At 61.9% G+C, this 20,147-nt stretch carries 15 protein-coding genes; 7 read left to right on the top strand and 8 right to left on the bottom strand.

From position 1 onward, the window contains the following. Positions 1-275: 275 nt before the first annotated feature. Both ku and ligD read left to right on the top strand, forming a co-directional pair. A complete protein-coding gene (gene ku / locus IFT99_RS19575; RefSeq protein ID WP_065989284.1) occupies positions 276-1,193 on the top strand; it encodes a non-homologous end joining protein Ku in 918 nt (305 codons plus the stop codon). A 60-nt stretch (positions 1,194-1,253) separates the two neighbouring features. Continuing rightward, positions 1,254-3,929 carry a DNA ligase D gene (gene ligD / locus IFT99_RS19570; protein ID WP_192134474.1) on the top strand — a complete coding sequence of 892 codons (2,676 nt, stop codon included), beginning with the start codon at positions 1,254-1,256 and terminating at the stop codon, positions 3,927-3,929. A gap of 65 nt (positions 3,930-3,994) precedes the next feature. On the opposite strand, the gene IFT99_RS19565 is transcribed toward ligD, so the two are convergent. Further along, complete coding sequence (locus tag IFT99_RS19565; RefSeq protein ID WP_192134472.1) at positions 3,995-4,330, bottom strand: hypothetical protein; 336 nt, start codon at positions 4,328-4,330, stop codon at positions 3,995-3,997. A gap of 340 nt (positions 4,331-4,670) precedes the next feature. Here IFT99_RS19565 and IFT99_RS19560 point away from each other — a divergent pair, with 340 nt between their 5' ends. After that, entirely contained in the window at positions 4,671-5,648 is a 978-nt protein-coding gene (locus IFT99_RS19560) for an aldo/keto reductase (protein WP_192134470.1), read from the top strand. A gap of 53 nt (positions 5,649-5,701) precedes the next feature. Here the strand turns inward: IFT99_RS19560 and IFT99_RS19555 are convergent, their stop codons facing one another. The 5 genes from IFT99_RS19555 to IFT99_RS19535 all read right to left on the bottom strand — a co-directional run bounded on the left by IFT99_RS19555 (position 5,702) and on the right by IFT99_RS19535 (position 11,100). Beyond that, positions 5,702-6,778 carry a nucleoside hydrolase gene (locus IFT99_RS19555; protein WP_192134468.1) on the bottom strand — a complete coding sequence of 359 codons (1,077 nt, stop codon included), beginning with the start codon at positions 6,776-6,778 and terminating at the stop codon, positions 5,702-5,704. Between the two features lie 190 nt (positions 6,779-6,968). Beyond that, positions 6,969-8,282, bottom strand: coding sequence for an MFS transporter (locus IFT99_RS19550; RefSeq protein WP_192134466.1), 1,314 nt, complete (start codon positions 8,280-8,282; stop codon positions 6,969-6,971). Between the two features lie 171 nt (positions 8,283-8,453). Next, positions 8,454-9,101: an N-carbamoylsarcosine amidohydrolase gene (locus IFT99_RS19545; RefSeq protein ID WP_192134464.1), complete on the bottom strand. Its 648-nt coding sequence runs from the start codon at positions 9,099-9,101 to the stop codon at positions 8,454-8,456. A 35-nt stretch (positions 9,102-9,136) separates the two neighbouring features. Next, positions 9,137-9,955, bottom strand: a complete 819-nt coding sequence (locus IFT99_RS19540) for an alpha/beta fold hydrolase (protein WP_192134462.1) — start codon at positions 9,953-9,955, stop codon at positions 9,137-9,139. Continuing rightward, positions 9,952-11,100 carry an FAD-dependent monooxygenase gene (locus IFT99_RS19535; protein WP_192134460.1) on the bottom strand — a complete coding sequence of 383 codons (1,149 nt, stop codon included), beginning with the start codon at positions 11,098-11,100 and terminating at the stop codon, positions 9,952-9,954. Before IFT99_RS19535 ends, IFT99_RS19540 begins: the two co-directional genes overlap by 4 nt. A gap of 359 nt (positions 11,101-11,459) precedes the next feature. Here IFT99_RS19535 and IFT99_RS19530 point away from each other — a divergent pair, with 359 nt between their 5' ends. The 4 genes from IFT99_RS19530 (at position 11,460) to IFT99_RS19515 (ending at position 17,612) form a co-directional block, all read left to right on the top strand. Continuing rightward, complete coding sequence (locus IFT99_RS19530; RefSeq protein ID WP_192134458.1) at positions 11,460-12,509, top strand: 2,5-dihydroxypyridine 5,6-dioxygenase; 1,050 nt, start codon at positions 11,460-11,462, stop codon at positions 12,507-12,509. Between the two features lie 287 nt (positions 12,510-12,796). Further along, positions 12,797-13,255, top strand: a complete 459-nt coding sequence (locus IFT99_RS19525; RefSeq protein ID WP_065989299.1) for a MarR family winged helix-turn-helix transcriptional regulator — start codon at positions 12,797-12,799, stop codon at positions 13,253-13,255. Between the two features lie 260 nt (positions 13,256-13,515). Then, positions 13,516-14,034: a (2Fe-2S)-binding protein gene (locus tag IFT99_RS19520; protein WP_192134456.1), complete on the top strand. Its 519-nt coding sequence runs from the start codon at positions 13,516-13,518 to the stop codon at positions 14,032-14,034. Next, a complete protein-coding gene (locus IFT99_RS19515) occupies positions 14,031-17,612 on the top strand; it encodes a molybdopterin cofactor-binding domain-containing protein (protein ID WP_192134455.1) in 3,582 nt (1,193 codons plus the stop codon). Before IFT99_RS19520 ends, IFT99_RS19515 begins: the two co-directional genes overlap by 4 nt. A gap of 433 nt (positions 17,613-18,045) precedes the next feature. Here IFT99_RS19515 and IFT99_RS19510 read toward each other — a convergent pair whose 3' ends face one another. Beyond that, complete coding sequence (locus tag IFT99_RS19510; RefSeq protein WP_192134453.1) at positions 18,046-18,702, bottom strand: TetR/AcrR family transcriptional regulator; 657 nt, start codon at positions 18,700-18,702, stop codon at positions 18,046-18,048. A gap of 4 nt (positions 18,703-18,706) precedes the next feature. Beyond that, positions 18,707-20,050, bottom strand: coding sequence for a CDP-diacylglycerol--serine O-phosphatidyltransferase (gene pssA / locus IFT99_RS19505; RefSeq protein ID WP_192134451.1), 1,344 nt, complete (start codon positions 20,048-20,050; stop codon positions 18,707-18,709). Between the last annotated feature and the right edge of the window lie 97 nt (positions 20,051-20,147).

Raw genomic sequence — 20,147 nt, 5'->3', positions numbered from 1 at the left:
ATACCGGTGAGGTCGCAGGCCTGACAGAGACGGCTCTGGTACGGCGTGCAGAATAGAGTGGCGCGAGGTTAACGCTTTTTCATTGCGTTAAGAAGGGGCCGCTGGGCAATCGCGCAGCGTTGATCAGCGCGGCTTGCGGCCCGAGACCATGACTGCCCATAAGCCGGGCAGCCCCTGATAAGAGTGACGCTCCGGTCGTTCGGCCGAAACTTTTCCGCGTGCGCTCCGGTCACTGCTTACACATACCCCCTCACACCCCATCGGAAATACAAACTATGCCTCGGGCAATCTGGAAAGGCGCGATCAGTTTTGGGCTGGTGCATATTCCTGTGGCGCTGGTGTCGGCGACGTCCCGGCAAGGTGTCGATTTCGACTGGCTGGACAAGCGCAGCATGGACCCGGTCGGTTACAAGCGCATCAACAAGGTCTCCGGCAAGGAGATCAATAAAGAAAACATCGTCAAGGGCGTGCAGTACGAGAAGGGGCGATACGTCGTGATCAGCGAGGACGAGATTCGCTCGGCGCACCCGAAATCGACCCAGACCATCGACATTTTCGGTTTCGTCGACAGCGATCAGATTCCGCTCCAGCACATCGACACGCCTTATTTCCTGGCCCCCGACAAGCGCGGCGAAAAGGTTTACGCGCTGTTGCGCCAGTCGCTGGTCGACACCGGCAAGGTGGCGCTGGCCCATGTGGTGATTCGCACCAGTCAGCACCTGGCGGCGGTGATGCCGCTGGAATCGGCAATCGTGCTCGTGCTGCTGCGCTGGCCTTCGGAAGTGCGCGGGCTGGACAGCCTCGAACTCCCCAAGGAAGCCACCGACGTCAAGCTCAGCAAGAGCGAACTGGACATGGCCAAGCGCCTGATCAAGGACATGAGCACCGAGTGGACGCCGGACGCCGACGAGTACCGCGACACCTTCCAGGATCAGATCATGTCGCTGGTGGAAACCAAGGCCCGCGAAGGCAAGATCGAGAACGTCGAGACTGACGCCGGCGACACCGAGCGCAAGTCGGCTGATGTCATCGACCTGACCGAGCTGCTCAAGCGCAGTCTGGGAGGTCGCAGCGGCGCAGCCAAGGCACCTGCAAAAGCCAAACCGGCCAGCAAAAGCAAAGCCGAGTCCAAGGACGATGCGCCGGCAAAGCGCCGTGCACCGCCCCGGAAGAAGACCACCAAGGCCTCTTGAACGCGAGTCGTGTTGTAGCGTTAAAAGATGCAGCGTTCCAATGCGCAGAGGTTCATCGTCATGGCAAAACCTGTGAGTGAATACACCCGCAAGCGCAACTTCGATGTCACGTCCGAGCCGGCCGAAGGCGAGGGCAAGACGCGAAGCAAGAAAGGCAAGGCGCTGAGTTTCGTCATTCACAAGCACGATGCGCGCAATCTGCACTACGACTTTCGCCTTGAGCTGGAGGGCACGCTGAAAAGCTGGGCGGTGCCGAAGGGGCCGAGTCTGGACCCGAAAAACAAGCGCCTGGCGGTGCACGTTGAAGACCACCCGCTGGACTACGGCAGCTTTGAGGGCAGCATTCCCGAGGGCGAATACGGCGCCGGCGACGTGATCGTCTGGGATCGGGGCATCTGGCAGCCCCACGGCGACCCGCAGGAAACCTACAAGGCGGGCAAGCTCAAATTCACCCTGATCGGCGAAAAACTCACCGGTGACTGGGCGCTGGTACGGACCCGTTTGCCGGGCAACAGCGACAAGGAGCAGTGGCTGTTGATCAAGGAAAAGGACGACGCCGTGCGCGCGGGCGAAGACTACGACATCGTCGTCGACAAACCTGAGAGCGTGGTCAGTGGCGCAACGGTGGGCGAGGGACGTAACCCGGCCAAGAACGCCAAACGTCAATCGGCGGCGCCTGAACCCGCCAGTAAAACTTCGGCCAGTACGAAGCCCGCAAAAAAGCCAGTGGAAAAGAAAGCCAGAGCACCGTCGCCCAAACAGAAAGGCGTGCCGGCCAAGCTCTCGCCGCAGTTGGCGACGCTGATGGACGCGCCGCCCGAAGGCAAATGGTTCTACGAGATCAAGTACGACGGCTACCGGATACTGACGCGGATCATCGACGGCGAGGTGAAGTTCCTCACCCGCAACGGCAACGACTGGACCGAGCGCCTGCCGCTGCAGGCCAAGGCCATTGGCGGTCTGAAGCTGGACAACACCTGGCTGGACGGCGAAGTCGTGGTCCTCAATGACGCCGGGTTGCCGGATTTTCAGGCGTTGCAGAATGCGTTCGACATCGACCGCAGCATGGACATCATTTATTACCTGTTTGACGTGCCTTTTCTGAACGGGGAAGACTTGCGCGATACGCCCGTCGAAGACCGTCGCGCGGCGCTGAAGAAAGTCCTTGGGCGACAGAAAAAAGGCCTGCTGCGGTTCTCCGAAGCCTTCTCGGCAGGCCATCGCGACATCATCGAGAGCGCCAGTCTGATGTCCCTCGAAGGCGTCATTGGCAAGCGTGCCGGTAGCGTGTATCAGTCCAGTCGCAATGCCGACTGGATCAAGCTCAAGTGCAAGTTGCGGCAGGAGTTCGTCGTTGTCGGCTTCACTAAACCCCAGGGCGCGCGCAACGGTTTTGGCGCGCTGCTGTTGGCGGTGAACGAGGAGGGCGCCGGCCTGGTGTATGCCGGCCGGGTCGGCACCGGGTTCAACCAGCAAATGCTCGGCGACTTGCTCGAGCAGATGAAGCCGCTGGAACAGGACACATCGCCCCTGGAGAAAAAAGTGACGAGCGCCCAGGCCCGGGGCGTGCACTGGATAAAGCCGACATTGGTGGCGGAAGTCGAGTTCGGCGAATGGACCCGCGACGGCATCATCCGTCATTCGGCGTTTGTCTCGTTGCGCAGAGACAAGCCGGCCAGCGAAGTGGTCCACGAGCACCCGATACCGCCGAAGGACATCAAAGCGCCGTTCAAGCCCCGTGCCGCCAAGGCCTCAGCGCCCGCGAAGAAGTCCGGGGCCGGTGACAATGCTGGCGCCGAGAAATCCAGCCCGACCCGTAAGCGCGCTGGCAAAGACCGCATCGAAGTGGCCGGCGTGATGGTCAGCCATCCCGAACGGGTGATTGATGCGCAGAGCGGTTTGCACAAGATCGAGCTGGCGCAGTATTACGAGTCAGTGGCCGACTGGATTCTGCCGCACCTCGACCACCGTCCCGTGGCGCTGCTGCGTTGCCCCGAGGGCGTGGAAGGCGAGCAGTTTTTCCAGAAGCATTCCGAGCGCATGGCGATCCCCAATATCAAGCAGCTAGACCCCAAGCTCGACCCCGGCCACGCGCGGTTGATGGAGATCGACAGCGTCAAGGCACTGGTCGGCGCGGCGCAGATGGGCACCATCGAGCTGCACACCTGGGGCGCGACCTATGATCAGATCGAGCTGCCGGACCACTTCGTTCTCGACCTCGACCCGGACGACCAGTTGCCTTGGCGCAGCATGATCGAAGCCACGCAACTGACGCTGTCGACCCTTGATGAGCTGGGCCTGGACGCGTACGTCAAGACCAGTGGCGGCAAGGGTATGCACATCGTCGTGCCACTGGCGCGTCGGGCCGATTGGGAGTCGGTCAAAGCCTTCGCCAAGGCGCTGGCGCAATTCATGTCGCGGGAGTTGCCGGACCGATTCACTGCGACGTCCGGGCCGAAGAACCGCGTCGGAAAGATTTTCATCGATTACCTGCGCAACAGCCGCGGCGCCAGCACCGTGGTGGCCTATTCGGCAAGGGCGCGGCCAGGGTTGCCAGTGTCGGTGCCCATCAGCCGTGATGAGCTGACGGAGGTGAAGTCCTCGGCGCAGTGGAACATCGCCAATCTGCAGCAGCGGTTGCGCAAGCTGAAGGCGGATCCGTGGGCCGGTTACAAGCACACCCAGCGCCTGACCAAACCGATGTGGAAACGCCTGGGCGCAACGCCGCCAGCTTGAGGCATCGGATCAGGCGTCGATATGGTGGGTCAGGCTGCGGCGCAAGTCGCCACCGCGACGTTAAATCACTTGACCCCGTCGATCCTTTCGCCCACTTCAGCGGGATAAAACTCTCCCTCAAGCCCGGCGGTCAGCAGGCGTTCACGCACTTGGGTTTCGACCTCCAGGACTTGGTCGGGGTTATCAATGTTGTCGACGACGAGCCAGACGGGCATCACGTTCTGGCCATGGGTGCCTTCGCTGAGCATGTCGTGGGAGAAGACTTGATTGGCGCGCCACAGGCACAGTTCGTCATTGGTGTGGTGGGGTTCGCGCACGGCGGTTGGCGAGGTGAGCCAGATTTCGGTGTAGGGGCGAAGGTCGGCGTTGGCGAGTTCGTTCAGGGTGATGACGGTTTTCATTTCGTGTGCTCCAGTGTTCAAGATGCAGTTGTGACGCATGGGGCTGCCCAGCGTTCCCGCGATCTGCGCAGATGGTCGCAGTATCTGCAGAGATCAAGAGCGTCTGCCCGGAGGCAGACTGTGAAGACCAAAAGCGCTGCGCAGATCAAGAGCTTCCCGGCTGAAGCCGGTCCTACGCCGCCGCCGGGGTGCCTCTGGATGCACGCGCTGCTTTTTAGTGGGACCGGCTTTAGCCGGGAAGAGGCCAGTGCAGGCGCTGATGGTCCTGCGGATTTGAACCGAGGCCGGCCGCGTGGGGTCGATCAATCACTGTGCGTTCACGTCAGCCCGACCCGGAGAGATGCCCGTGACCGACCCACACCCGCTCACCCGCAGAAGACTGCTCACCCTGGCAGCCGGTGCCTCGGCGGCGCTGGTGTTTGACGCCGTCAGTCGCCATGCGCAGGCATCCGAAGCGCCGCAACCCGGTCCTTCGCCCGGCCAATCTGGAGAACGGAACATGCTCACGCGAGACATTCCATCCAGCGGCGAAGCATTGCCGATGATCGGTCTCGGCACGTATCGCGGGTTCGATGTCGAGCCCGGCAGCGACGCGTACAAACTGCTGCCCGCCGTGGTGGACCAGCTGTTCCACGCCGGCGGCAGGGTGATCGACAGTTCGCCGATGTACGGCCGCGCCGAGGAAACCACCGGCGAGTCGCTGGCGATCCATCAGCCGTCGTCGCCGGCTTTTCTGGCGACCAAGGTCTGGACCCGGGGACGCGATGAAGGCATTGCCCAGATGGAAGCCTCGTTCCGGCTGCTGCAGACCCAGCGCATCGACCTCATGCAGATTCACAACCTGCTGGACTGGAAAACCCACTTGCCGACGCTGCGTCAGTGGAAAGAACAAGGGCGCATTCGCTACATCGGCCTGACGCACTACACCCCGTCGGCCTACGCCGAGGTGGAAGCCGCGCTGAAGGCCGACGCTTTCGATTTCCTGCAGATCAATTACGCCCTGGACGATCGCGCTGTCGAAGCGCGGTTGTTGCCGCTGTGTCGTGAGCGCGGGGTGGCGGTGATCTGCAATCGGCCTTTTGGTGGCGGCAGTCTGCTCGGCCGCTTGCGCAACAAACCCCTGCCGGGCTGGGCGGGGGAAGTGCATGCCAGGAGCTGGGCGCAACTGGCGCTGAAGTTTCTGATTTCACACCCGGCGGTGACGTGCGCGATCCCCGGTACGGGCAATCCGAAATACATGAAGGAAAACGCCGAAGCCGCCAGAGGGCCTTTGCTCACCGATGCCCAGCGCCAGCAGCTGATGACCCTGATCGGCTGACGCTGCCTACCGCCGGTTGGGCCGTTTCATATCATCGGCGCGAAATGAGGCGATCAGCGTTTGACCGGCGCAGGCAAAGTGACCAGATCTACGTAGGCGTCCCAGAACTTTTTCTGGTCCACGGCGTACACCACTTTCGCCTTCTGCGTGCCGACGGGCGCGCCCTTCTTGTAGCCCATGGAGCGGCCGTAATCCGGTCCGAAGTGGGCGTCGACGTCGACCCACAGGTCTTTCGACTCAGTGACCAGTTCCGGATGCACCAGGTACAGCGCGGGCAGGCTGTCCCAGGTGAAGCTGTGATGGTTCGGGTCCTTGTCGAACTCAGGCCCAAGCACCGCTTTGTACAGGTCGGGAATCACGCCTTTGCTGGCGACGATGCTTGTGTAGACCGAGGCGTCGAAGATGACCTTTTCGCAGACATCATTGGGGAAAATCACGTGCTCGATGGGCGAGCGCAGGACGATTTTTGCCGCCTCGGGGTCGAACCACCAGTTGAATTCCGCCGCTGGCGTCGTGTTGCCGGGGATCTCGATGGCGCCGCCCATGTACACGATGCGTTTGATCAGCGGCACGATTTCCGGCGCGCTGCGAATCGCCAGCGCGATGTTGGTCAACGGGCCAACGGCCAGGAGGGTCACTTCGTGAGGGTTTTCCTTCACGCTGTCGACGATGAACTGCGCGGCGGATTTACTGCGCAATGCAGTGTGCGTAGCCAGCCCGTCCGGCGGCGAAACCAATTGTGAGGCCGAGGTCGGGCGCGGGGTCTTGAACGCCCCCGGCCAGCCTGCGCCGAACAGGGCTTTTTCCTGTTCATAGGTGGCGAAGTCGTGCAGCAGCGGGTAGGCCGCGCCGGAGTACACGCCGATGTCCTTTTCCACGCCCATGCGCTCGACCGCCTTCAGCGCATCGACCTGCTCCTGATCGACCCACGCGTTGCCACTGACAAGGGTCATGCCCAGCAGATCGATGCGCTGTTGCGCGTGCAGTTGCGCCAGCATGATGAAGGCCTGGCCGTCGTCGTTGAGCACGTTGAAATCGGTGTCGAAGATGACCTTTTCCGCGGCCTGCAAGGAGGTCGCGGACAGTCCCAGCGTCAGGGCCAGGGCACAGCTTTTCACAAACGCCTGCATGAGCGGTTTCCACCGTTGTTATTGGATGAATGCGATTAGCAGTGTAGGAGCGTGGCTTGTCCCGCGATCGGCTGCGCAGCAGTCGTAAAGTCAGACGCCCTTTGCACCTGATACACCGCATCTACCGGATACACGACGACTGCGTCGCCGATCGCGGGACAAGCCACGCGCCTACAGGATTTAGATCTGATTATCTGTTCACCAGCTTCGCCGGCAACGCCACCACCAGAAAACTGCTCAGAATCAGGCACCCGGCAAAGAACCACAACGCCCCGGCGCTGCTGCCGGTGACATCGATGGCGATGCCCATCATCGAGTTGCTCACCAATCCCGCAACGTTCGCCAGCGAGCAGGCCAACGCAAACCCTGTCGCTGCCGCCCGGCCTTTGAGGAATGTGGCCGGCAGGCTGAAGAACACCGGCACGGCGCCAATGATCGCGGCCGACGCCACGGCGAACAGCGCGACGGTCGCGACCAGGTTATGGGTGAAGAACGGGCTGGCGGCCATGGCCACGGCGCCGATCCAGAACGGCACGATGATGTGCCAGCGACGTTCACGACGACGGTCGGAGCTGGCGCCGATCATCAGCATGCCGATCAGCGCCGCCACGCTGGGCAATGCCGTCAACACACCGATGTGGAAGGTGTCGGTGACCCCGGCGTTCTTGATGAACGTCGGCATCCAGAAGCCCATGGCGTAGGCGCTGAGCAAGATCGAGAAATCGATGCCGCCCAGCATCCACACTTTCAGATTGAAAAACCCGTCGCGAAAGCTGTGCTTACTGTCCTTGCCCTCGGCATCGTCCAGGCGCAGTTCGCCTTCCAGCAAGGTTCGCTCGGCGCCGTTCAGCCATTTGGCTTCTTTCGGGTTATTCGGCAGCGCCCAGAACGTCATCACCCCCAGCAGCACGCTGGGAATGCCCTCGATCAAGAACAGCCACTGCCAGCCGCGCAGCCCGGCCGTCTGGTCGAAATGGCCCATGATCCAGCCCGACAGCGGGCCGCCGATGACGCTGGAAAGCGGCAGGCCGATCATGAACAGCGCGATGATGCGACCCCGGCGATAGGTCGGGAACCAGGTGGTCAGGTAAAACAGCACCCCCGGCAGAAAGCCCGCTTCAGCGGCGCCGAGCAAAAAGCGCAGCACGTAGAACTGCGTCGGCGTGCTGACGAACAGCGTGCAGGACGACAGCAAGCCCCAGGTGATCATGATCCGCGCGATCCAGATTTTCGCGCCGACCTTTTCCAGCACCAGGTTGCTCGGCACTTCGAACAGGATATAACCGACGAAAAACAGCCCGGCGCCGAGCCCGAACGCGGTCTCGCTGAAGTGCAACTGGTCGAGCATCTGCAGCTTGGCGAAGCCGATGTTGATGCGGTCCAGGTACGCGGCCAGGTAGCAGAAACACAGGAAGGGGATGAGCTTCCAGGTGATCTTGGTGTACAGCGCTTTGATCGGGTCCGCGGTTAAGTTCGCGGAGGTTTCTACATTCGCAGAGGGCATGGGTGTCTCCTGGCGGTTCTTCGACCGGTGAGCGCGGCGGCGGCTGATTTTGCCTGTGTTTGCGGTGTTCTGATATGGGTGAGGCAGGCTGCGAACTTCAGCGGCAAGCCACAAGCTTCAAGCTGCAAGAGGGGAACGCGTGCGCTTCACTTGCAGCTTGCAGCTTGCGGCTTAACGTTTGGAGCTCACGGCCCGCAACTGCTCTATGGCTTCCTGCTTACCAACCACATCCCCGTACTTGCTGTCGATGTCGAACAGGTTCGCTTCGTGGGGATCGGGGTGACGGTCGCCCACGCACTCGCGCACGACGATGGTCCGGAAACCGTGCTGCACGGCATCCACCGCGGTTGCCCGGATACAGCCGCTGGTGGAGCAACCGGCCAGCACGACGGTATCGATGCCTTGGGCGTGCAGCATTGATGCCAGTGAGGTGCCGAAGAACGAACTGGCGTACTGCTTACTGATGACGACCTCTTCGGGCAATGGCTGCACGGCCTCGCAGAACGCGGCCAGCGGATTGCCTTCGACCATGTCCTTCATCACCGGCGCTTTTCTCACCCACATGCCGCCGTCCGCGAAATGCGTGGGGTGGTAGCGGATATTGGTGTGCACCACCGGGATGCCGTGTTCCCGTGCGCAGGCCAGCAGCTCGACGCTTTCGGCCACGGCGCTGACCACACCCGGCGCATATAAAGGTGCACCGGGTTGGGTGTAGCCCTGCATGAAGTCGATCATCAGCAAGGCCGGTTTCGCACCAAAACCGATGCGATTGCCCCAGACGCCCTGATAGTTGGCGTCCGCGCTTTGTGAATCGGTCATTGGGTTCTCCTGTTCATCGTTATAAGCAAGGACCGTCAGGTCAGCGGCGTGCCCAGGAAATCGCCGAACGCGGCAAAGAACCCCGGCAGGTTGTCCCACGGAATCATGTGCCCGGCGTTTTCCACTCGCGCGATCAGAATGTTCGGTTGCAGCTGTCGGATCTCGGCCTCATCTTCCGCCTGAATCACACCCCCACGCTCAGCGACGATGAGCAGGGCAGGGACCGGAAGATTCGGCAGGTCCTGATGGAAATCCACGTCATGGAAGTCATTGAAGGCGCGGACGATTGCCGGTTCGTAGCAGGTGTGCAGCCACTCGGCACGCAACTGCAACTGCTCCTCGGTCCAGGTCGGGCAGAACGTGCGCATGTCCTCGGCGCTCATGCCCTGTTGCGACTGGCGGATGGAGTCGACGTACCACGGCAACTTCGCCGGGTATTCTCGACGCCCCGGACCGGACACCGGTGGATCGATCAGCACCAGGCTTTTCAGTCCTTGGGAACAACGAATCGACGCCCGTACGGCGAAACGTGCGCCCATCGAGTGACCGGCCAGGTGGTAGCTATCGATGCCCATGGCGGCGGCGAACGCACCGATGTCATCGGCGCAGGTGTCGACGCTGTAATCCAGATCCGGCCCCGTGGAAGAAAGCCCGCGACCCCTGGCGTCCAGCACGTAGGTGTCGAAGAACTGGCCCAGGTGCTCGGCAACGAACCCCCAGGTGATCGCCGGGCTGGTGATGCCCGGAATCAGGATCAGCGCCGGTTTGCCCGAATGTGTGTCGCCGCCGTAGCGCAGGTAATGCTGACGGATACCGTTGGCCTGGACGTTGCCGCCATGAATGAATGTGCTCACGCCGCCACCCCCGATTTCAGCGCCTGGCCGTACAAGTCATAGCCGTAGACCCAGGCCGGATCTTCCTGGGTGCGCAGCCAGGTGTTGGCGTTGGAAACCGCTTGCACGCGAGAGGCGCGTTCCTTGCGATTGGTTTCGTAGAGCTGGAACGCGGTGCGGTAGTCGCTGAGGCCGGTTTCCTGCAGGCAGCGGGTGAGCATCGCGGCGTCTTCAATGGCCATGCCGGCGCCCTGGGCCATGTGCGGCTTCATCGGGTGGCAGGCATCGCCGAGCAAAACGAGGCGGCCGCGACTCCACAGGGGCAGCGGGTTCCGGTTGAGCAGCGGCCACTTGGTCACGCTGTCGGTGGACTCGATCAGGGCCTGCACGGTGGGGTGGTAGCCGGCGAAGGCTTCGTACATTTCGTCCCGGCTGCTGTCGACCCAGTTGCCCTCGAAATCCCACGCCGCATGGGGCACGCCGGTGACGTAGTAGTACTCATCGCGCTTGCCGGTGGTGTGATAAACCATCATGTGACGGTCCTCGCTCCACCATTTCACGCAGTTCTCGAACTCCAGGTTGTACTTGGTGAGTAACTCGCTGGGGATCAGCGCACGGTGGGCGACCCAGCCGCTGTACAGCGGTTTCTCATGGCCCAGCAGCTCTTCGCGGATCTTCGAATTGATGCCGTCGGCGCCGATCACGATGTCCGCGTCGGCGTGGGTGCCGTCGGCAAAGTTCAGGCGCACGCCGTTGTCGCGTTCCTCCAGCGTGGTCAGGCATTTGCTGAAATGCACGCTGCCGGGCGCCAGCGTCGACATTTGCAGCGCATGCAAGTCCCCGCGGTGCACGGTGATGTAGGCCGCGCCGTACTCTTTGAGGGAGAACTCGCCCAGGGCGATGCGCGACAGGTAGTCGCCGGTCGCACCGTCGCGGCTAAACCAGAAATCCGGGTGCGAACCCATGTCGCTCAGCTGTTGCTCGATGCCCATGCGCCGGAAGATTTTCATGATGTTCGGGCCCATGTGGATCCCGGCACCGATGCGTGAAAACGCGGGGGCCTGCTCGTAGATGTCGACGTGGAAACCGGCTTTCTGCAACAGCGTTGCAGCCGCAGCGCCCCCCAGACCGGATCCGACGATGGCGATTTTTTGCGTGGTTGGCATGGCGCGCATTCCTTTGTGTTTCATGAGCTCTGAATGACAGGAGCTCTGGATGACGGCGAGGCGAAGAAGGGCTGTCGCGTCGCTGGGTTTTTAAAGTGTATACGCTGATATTTTTAAAAGTGAACCGATATTTCCAGAAACGGCCGGAGGTGTCGCAAACAGACATGTCACTCGCTGTAACCCATATATACGGGTATCTGTGTGGTTAGGTAACATAGTGGCGTGCCTATTGCAGCGGCGTCCGGATTGATGTCTTATCGCTTTAAATAAGTGTGTACGCTTTAAAAAATGCACTGGTCTGATGCGCGACGCCTTGCAATGGTGCATCCGACCGGTCATCCCCCGAGAGGAGAGAAGAGATGCCGGTTAGCGATTGCGAATTGACCCAGATGTTCGAACACGTGCTGAAACTGTCGAAAGTGGACGCGACCCAGAGCGTGGCGGTGCTCAAGAGCCACTACTCCGATGGGCGCACGGTGCGCGCGGCCATGGACGCCGCCCAACGCCTTGGCGCGAAGGTGTATGCGGTCGAGCTGCCGTCGTTTAATCACCCCAAAGCCATGGGCAATGACATGACCGCCTACTGCGGCGACACCGCGCTGACCGGCAACATCGCGGCGCAACGTGCCCTGGAGGCGGCTGACCTGATCGTCGACACGATGATGCTGCTGCATTCGCCGGAGCAGGAGCAGATCCTCAAGACCGGCACGCGGATCCTGCTGGCGGTCGAGCCCCCTGAAGTGCTGGCGCGGATGCTGCCGACAGTGGCCGACAAGGAGCGGGTGCAGGCCGCCGAACAGGTGTTGAAAGCGGCGCGCTCGATTCAGGTGAAGTCCCGCGCCGGCAGCGATTTCCGTGCGCAACTGGGGCAATACCCTTCCGTCACCGAATACGGTTTCGCCGACGAGCCGGGCCGTTGGGATCACTGGCCCAGCGGCTTCCTGTTTTCCTGGCCCAACGAAGAGACCGCCGAGGGCACGCTGGTCATTGATGTCGGCGATATCGTGCTGCCGTTCAAAACCTATTCCCGCGAGCAAATCACGCTGGAAATCGACAAGGGTTTTATCACCGGGATTCACGGTGGATTCGAGGCGGAGTACCTGCGCGAGTACCTGAAGTACTTCAATGATCCGGAGGTCTACGGCATTTCCCACATCGGCTGGGGCCTGCAACCCCGCGCCCAATGGACGGCCATGGGCCTGCACGACAAGAACGACGGCATGTGCATGGACGCCCGGGCGTTCTACGGCAATTTCCTGTTCTCCACGGGGCCGAACACCGAGGTCGGCGGCACACGCAAAACGCCGTGTCACCTGGATATCCCGCTTCGCCGTTGTGACATATATCTGGACGACCAGGCCGTGGTGCTGGCAGGCGAAGTGGTGGCCCCAGAGGCTTCAAAGGCCTGAGGCAGATATACATCCCACCGCGGACCTGTAGGAGCGTGGCTTGTCCCGCGATCGGCTGCGCAGCAGCCGTAAACCCGACAATCGCGCTCTTACTGACGCACCGCGTTGGCAATATCACTGCCGCTGCGCGCCAGATCGCGGGACAAGCCACGCTCCTACAGTCGATATCGCCTTATCCATACGCGCATCTCTGGCGCGATAAAACACGCTCGTTCCGAAGATTCCCCTCAACCCCCGCAAACGTTACTGTAGCCACCACTTCCCAGATCCTGCCGAACGAGCCATCCGTGTCCACTGACAACCCTTCCAACAATAACTCGTCCTACACCTTCTCCGAGCAAGTGGGCCATTTGCTGCGCAAGGCCTATCAGCGGCATCTGGCGATCTTCCAGCAGAACGTCGGTGATTCGCAGCTCACGGCAGTGCAATTCGTGACGTTGTGTGCGCTGCGCGATCACGGCCCCAGCTCCCAGACTGAGCTGGTCAAGGCCACCGCCGTGGACCAGGCCACCATTCGCGGCATCGTCGATCGCCTGAAAGCCCGGGACCTGATCAGCCTTGAGCCGGACCCGCAGGATCGCCGCAAAGTCATCTGCAGCCTGACCGACAGTGGCCTGCATCTAGTGCAGGAAACCGTGCCCCGCGCCGCGCAGATCAGTGAACTGACCCTGAGCAAACTCAATCCTGCCGAGCGTGTGGCTGTGCTGTTTCTGCTGCGCAAACTGATCGACGAGGGTGATGAATAACGCCGGCTGACGCACCCTTTTAGGAGCGCCCGTGCCCGCGAACACGATCTGCCCGCGACATTTATGTGCCTGATCCACTGCATTCGCGAGCAAGCTCACTCCCACATGGACGATGTTCAGTCGGCCAAATCGCGACGTCGAAACGACTGAACCCACCGCCAAAACTCCAACGTCCTACAGCCTTTTCTTCGCTGGCATGCTTCCTGCTCTCGTTTCATGAAGTAATCACTTCATCAAATGCAAGCTACAGCGGGTAACACATGAAGGCTGACACGAGCGAGCCACAGTGGGCGGCGGAGAAGACCGTGACCCTGAACGTCAACGGTCGGGCCACACGCGTCACGGCAATGCCTGACACGCCGCTGTTACTGATCCTGCGCAACGACCTGCACCTCAATGGGCCCAAATACGGCTGCGGCCTGGGCGAGTGCGGCGCCTGCACGGTGATCATCGACGGCGTCGCCGCACGTTCCTGTGTGTTTCCGCTGGCGGGCGCGCAAGGGCGTGAGATCACCACGCTGGAAGGCATCGGCTCGCGAAACCGCCCCCACCCGGTGCAGCAAGCCTTCATCGACGAACAGGCCGCGCAATGCGGCTACTGCATGAACGGCATGATCATGACCGCCAAAGCCTTGCTCGACCGCAACCCGCACCCCACCGAAGCGCAGATCCGCAACGAACTGTCGGCCAACCTGTGCCGCTGCGGCACGCACCTGGAAATCCTGAGTGCGGTCATGCGTGCCGCGCGTCATCAGCCCAGCCCGGATCCCGTCCAATGACCCAGACTTTGCCCACGCGCGATGAATTGCTCGCCCAAAACGGCGTGCTGTTGATCGTCGACGACATCCTGCCGCCGTCCGGTCCGGTGGCCAAAGGCGGCATGCCCACGGTCCGGCCCATGGAGCTGGGGCTGTTCATCGCCATCGATCAGAACAGCCGCGTCTACGCTTTCAACGGCCACGTCGACCTCGGCACCGGCATCCGCACCTCGCTGACACAGATCGTCGCCGAAGAGCTGGACCTGCAGATGGATCAGGTGACGATGATTCTGGGGGACACCGAGCGTGCGCCGAATCAAGGTGCGACCATCGCCAGCGCCACGCTGCAGATTTCCGCCATTCCGCTGCGCAATGCCGCCGCCGAGGCCCGGCGGTACCTGCTGCAGCAGGCCGCACAGCGCTGGGCGGTCGCTGTGGAATCGTTGGTGATTGAAAGCGGGGCGATCAAGGCGCAGGACGGGCGCGAACTGACCTTTGGCCAACTGCTGGTCGATCAGCGCGTCGAGTTGCGCATCTCCGGCAATGCGCCACTCAAGCGGCTGGAGGACTACAAACTGGTGGGGCAGGGCGCCGCCCGTGTGGACATTCCGGGCAAGGCCACTGGCGAATTGACCTACGTGCACGACATGCGTTTGCCGGACATGCTCCATGGCCGCGTCGTACGTCCGCCCTACGCCGGTTACGACACCGGCGAATTCGTCGGCACCAGCCTGCTGGACGTCGACGAATCTTCGATCGCGCACATTCCCGGCATCGTCCGCGTGGTGGTCATTCGCGACTTCGTCGGCATAGTGGCGATGCGTGAAGAGCAGGCGGCCAAGGCTGCGCGCGAGCTCAAGGTCACCTGGAAGCCGTGGCAGCATCAGTTGCCGGACATGAGCAACATCGAGCAGGCGATTCGCGACAACCCGAGCATTGAGCGCGTGGTGCTCGATCAGGGCAATGTCGAAGAGGCGTTGGCTCAGGCCAGCGAGCGGATGACGCGAACCTATCTGTGGCCCTACCAGATTCACGGCTCGATCGGACCTTCGTGCGGGCTGGCGGACTACAGCGAAGATGGCATTCGGGTCTGGTCCGGCACGCAGAACCCTCACATGCTGCGCGCCGATCTGGCCTGGCTGCTGGAATACCCGGAAGAGCGCATCGACATCATCCGCATGGAAGCGGCGGGCTGTTACGGGCGCAACTGCGCTGACGACGTTTGCGCCGACGCGGTGCTGCTGTCCCGCGCCGTGGGCCGGCCGGTGCGCGTGCAACTGACCCGTGAGCAGGAACATGCCTGGGAGCCGAAAGGCACCGCTCAATTGATGGAAGTCGACGGCGGGATTAATGCCGATGGCGGCATCGCCGGTTATGACTTCAGCACCTGCTACCCGTCGAACAACTCGCCGACCCTGGCCTTGCTGCTGACCGGGCGCGTGGAGCCGGTGGCGACGATGTTCGAAATGGGCGATCGCACCTCGATCCCGCCCTACGACATCGAGCACATGCGCGTCACCATTCACGACATGGCGCCGATTGTGCGGGCGTCGTGGATGCGCGGCGTGTCGGCGCTTCCCAATACCTTTGCACACGAGTCCTACATCGACGAGTTGGCTTTCGCGGCCGGCGTCGACCCCGTCGAGTACCGGCTTCGGTATCTGCACGACGAGCGCGCTGCTGAACTGGTTCGTGCCACCGCCGCCCGGGCCGACTGGGCGCCGCGCACCCAACCGATGCAGATCCCGCAAGAAGACGGCGTCTTGCGCGGGCGCGGTTTTGCTTACGCGCGCTACATCCACAGCAAGTTTCCCGGCTTCGGCGCGGCCTGGGCGGCATGGGTCGCGGACGTGGCGATCGACAAGCACACCGGCGATGTCTCGGTGACCCGGGTGGTGATCGGCCACGACGCCGGCATGATGGTCAACCCCGCGGGCGTGCAGCATCAGATTCACGGCAACGTCATTCAGTCCACCAGCCGCGTGCTCAAGGAACGGGTGACGTTCGAGGAGTCCACGGTGGCGAGCAAGGAGTGGGGCGGCTACCCGATTCTGACGTTCCCGGAAGTGCCGAAAGTCGACGTCATGATGATGCCGCGCCAGGCCGAGCCGCCCATGGGCGCCGGTGAGTCGGCGTCGGTGCCGAGCGCGGCGGCCATTGCCAATGCCGTGTATGACGCTACCGGGATTCGCTTTCGCGAGCTGCCGATCACGGCGGAACGCATTCTTGCCGCGCTGAACAGCGCAGGCACGCAGGCCAATAGCCAACCCCCGCAATCGCCGAAAGCCAAACGTTCGAAATGGCTGTTCGGTTCGTTGTTCGCAGCGTTCGGTGCGCTGCTGGGCATGGCCGCGACCGCATTACCCTGGCGTGGGGAAATCGCGCCGATCACGCCGCCTTCATCGGGCACCTGGTCGTCGGCGACCCTGGAGCGCGGGCGTTTGCTGGCAGCGGTCGGCGATTGCGCGGTCTGCCACACCGCCCCGAATGGCGCCAGCAATGCCGGCGGGCTGGCGATGCAGACGCCATTCGGCACTTTATACAGCAGCAACATCACCCCGGACCCGGAGACCGGCATCGGCAACTGGTCCTATCCGGCGTTCGAAAGGGCGATGCGTGACGGCATCAGTCGCGATGGCAAACACCTTTATCCGGCGTTTCCCTACACCGCCTTCAGAAATATCGAAGACGCCGACATGCAGGCGCTGTACGCGTACCTGATGTCGCAGACGCCGGTAAAACAGGTACAGCCCGCCAATGACATGCGCTTCCCCTTCAATGTGCGACCGTTGATGGCCGGTTGGAATGCCTTGTACCTGCGCAAAGGCGAGGTGCAGACGCAGCCGCAGCAAAGCGCGCAGTGGAATCGCGGTCAGTATCTGGTCAATGGATTGGGGCATTGCGCAGCGTGTCATTCACCCCGGGATCTGCTGGGGGCGGAGAAGGGCGGCACGTCGTTTCTTGCGGGCGGCACGGTGGACGGCTGGGAAGCGCCGGCGCTCAACAGCCTGTCGAAGGCGCCAACGCCGTGGACCGAGGATCAGTTGTTCAACTACCTGAGCAGCGGGTATTCCGATGCCCACGGTGTGGCCGCAGGACCGATGGGGCCGGTGGTCTCGGAACTGGCGAAACTGCCGAAGAGCGATGTGCGGGCGATTGCGGTGTATCTGGCGGCGTTGAATGAGCCGGCGTCCGGCAGCGCTGATGCCCGTCCGGCGACGGCGACTCGTCTGGCAGAGATGCCCAGCGTTTCGCCCCAGTCGTTGAGCAATGGCCAGCGGGTGTTCGAAGGCTCGTGCCAGGGGTGTCATGCCGACGGTCTGGGGCCGAAGCTGTTTGGCGTGAGCCCTTCGCTGGCAACCAACACCAATGTCCACAGCGCGTTGCCGGACAATCTGATCAAAGTGATTCAGCAGGGAATAGACAGGCCGGCGACGGCAGATCTGGGTTACATGCCGGGCTTCAAGGACAGCCTGTCAGACACCCAGATCAGCGACCTGGCGGCGTACCTGCGCAGCCGATTTGCGCCGAATGAACCGCAGTGGACGGGGTTGTCAGAGAAGGTGGCGCATTTGAAAGCCAATCCCGGAACGCACTGATTGGGTAAGCCTGAGGGATTTACTTACTCTTCAGGGACTGCGCTGGACCTGTGCTGAATAAAGTCCGTGTGGGAGTGAGCTTGCTCACGAAGACGGTATCTCAACCACAGAATAATCAGCGGATGTACTGGCCTCTTCGCGAGCAAGCTCGCTCCCACAGACTGCATTTCAACCGCTAAATATCTAGCGGGTGTACTGGCCTCTGTGGGAGTGAGCTTGCTCACGAAAGCGGTATCTCAGCCACAGAATATTCAGCGGATGTACCGGCGCCTTCGCGAGCAAGCTCGCTCCCACAGACTGCATTTCAACCGCTAAATATCTAGCGGGTGTACTGGCTTTTGTGGGAGTGAGCTTGCTCACGAAGACGGTATCTCAACCACAGAATAATCAGCGGATGTACTGGCCTCTTCGCGAGCAAGCTCGCTCCCACAGTTTAGATGTGTGGCGTCTGAGCGGTCTTTGCCACCCCGCGCATCACCAAGTCCTGAATAAAGGCCAACCAGTCCGTGCGCTCCCCATCAGCCGCCATGTCCTGACCCAGGAACGAGCTGAGGGTGTGCAGGTTGGAGTTATAGAAGTAGCACAGCGACGCGATCATCAAATACACGTGCTTGATGTCGAGGTCCTGCCGAAACAGACCCTGCGCCTGACCGGCATCAATGATTGGTCTGAGCACGCCGACGGCTTCGCCTGACAGGCGTCGCAGCTCACCGGACTGGCGCGCGTGCTTGCCCTTGTGCAGGTTTTCGATGCTGAGGATGGCAACGAATTCCGGGTGGCTGACGTAATAGTCCCAGACGAACGCCACCAACTGGCGCAGCGTGTCCACCGGCGTCGACGGATCCAGTGACAGCAGGCTTTCGGCGCGGTTGAACTGCTCGTAGGTGTGCTCAAGCACTTTGACGAACAGCTTCTCCTTGCTGCCGAAATAGTAATAAATCATCCGGTCGTTGGACTCGGCTTCGGCGGAGATCTTCTCGATGCGCCCGCCGGAATAGCCGTCGCGGGTGAACACCGTGATCGCCGCCTGGAGAATGCGCGCCCGGGTCTGATCGGCCTGTTGCGCGCGCACGCCGGTGCTTTTGCCCATGGGCTTACAGAATCCGGTAGAGCAGGCGCTCGACGCGGACCCGGCTGACACGGCGCAGGAAGGTGCGCACGCCGACCGGGTATTCGCTCAGGGTGTCGAGCTCGTCGAACTTGCCGACCCGATGGGTATCGCGCATCAGCAGCGCGATCTCTTGCGCGCGTGGCTTCAGCCATTCGCCCTTGGGGTCATCGATCAGCACGGCGTTTTCCAGGTCCAGCTGAAAGGCCCGCGGGTTCAGGTTGTTGCCGGTCAGCAGGGTGTAGCGGTCGTCCGACCACAGGCCCTTGAGGTGATAGGTGTTGTCGCCGTCTTTCCACAAATGAATATTCAACTGGTGCTTGGCGATCGCCGTCTGATGCTTCTGCATGAAACGACGCAGGCTGATCTCGTACAGATACGGCAGCGCGGAGATCACCTTGAACGGCTCCTCCGGCGAAATGAAAAAGTCGTTGGCAGTCTTGTCGCCGATGATGATGTCGACCTTCACACCTCGCTTCAGCGCGCGGTTGATCTCGCGCTTCACCACCAGCGGCATGTTGAAGTACGGCGTGCACAGCGTCAGTTGCTCGTTCGTCGCGGCAATCAGGTCGCAGAGGGTTTTGCTCAGCGGGTTCTTGTTGCCGATGCCCAGCAGCGGAATGACGCGGAACCCACCGTTGTCCCGCACGCCATCGTTGACGTCGTAGCTGGCGCGCTTGAGGTGCTGGCGGAACTGACGAATCTCCCCGCGCAAGCTGCGCGAGCTGGGCGGCGAGGGCAGGTCGAGGCGATGCACGGCGTCAGACGGCAGAATATCCTGCTGCACCAGGCGCTGGAACGAGTCCGCCAGGCCTCTGCTGTCGATCAGGTGATAGCGATCGAGCCGGTATTTGCCGAGCTTGTGCAGATAGACGTTATTGATGCTGGCGCCGCTGTAAATCACGCAGTCGTCGATGACGCAGCCCTTAAGGTGCAGCACGCCGAACAGCTCGCGGGTTTGCACCGGCACGCCATACACCGGCACTTCCTGGTCGTGTTCCAGGTTCTGCGCCTGATACCACGCCGAGTTCCCGGCCTGCTTGCCGGCGCCGATCAGGCCGCGTTGGGCGCGGAACCAGTCGACCAGCACCACGACGTCCAGCGCCGGCCGGGCAGCCTTGGCGGCGTATAACGCATCGAGAATTTCCTGGCCGGCTTCATCTTGCTGCAAGTACAGGGCAACGATGTAAATCCGCCGGGTGGCGGCGGCAATCTTTGCCAGCAGCGTCTGCCGGTAATCGGCGGCACTCGGCAGAATCGTGATCGCCGTGCCGGAGGATTCAAAACCGCGCAGCGCTGCAAGGGTAGAACGTCGGAAGGGAGCCCGCATAAGCCTCTCGATGGGTCGGATCAACAGCGCACGAGCTTACACCAGAGTGCGCCCTCTGGTGGTTTTGGCAGCGTTATCCGTGAGTTGTTCAGCGGAT

The organism is Pseudomonas sp. CFBP 8772 (assembly GCF_014841665.1).
Classification (GTDB): domain Bacteria; phylum Pseudomonadota; class Gammaproteobacteria; order Pseudomonadales; family Pseudomonadaceae; genus Aquipseudomonas; species Aquipseudomonas graminis_B.
This window is presented reverse-complemented; position numbering and strand designations above follow the sequence as displayed.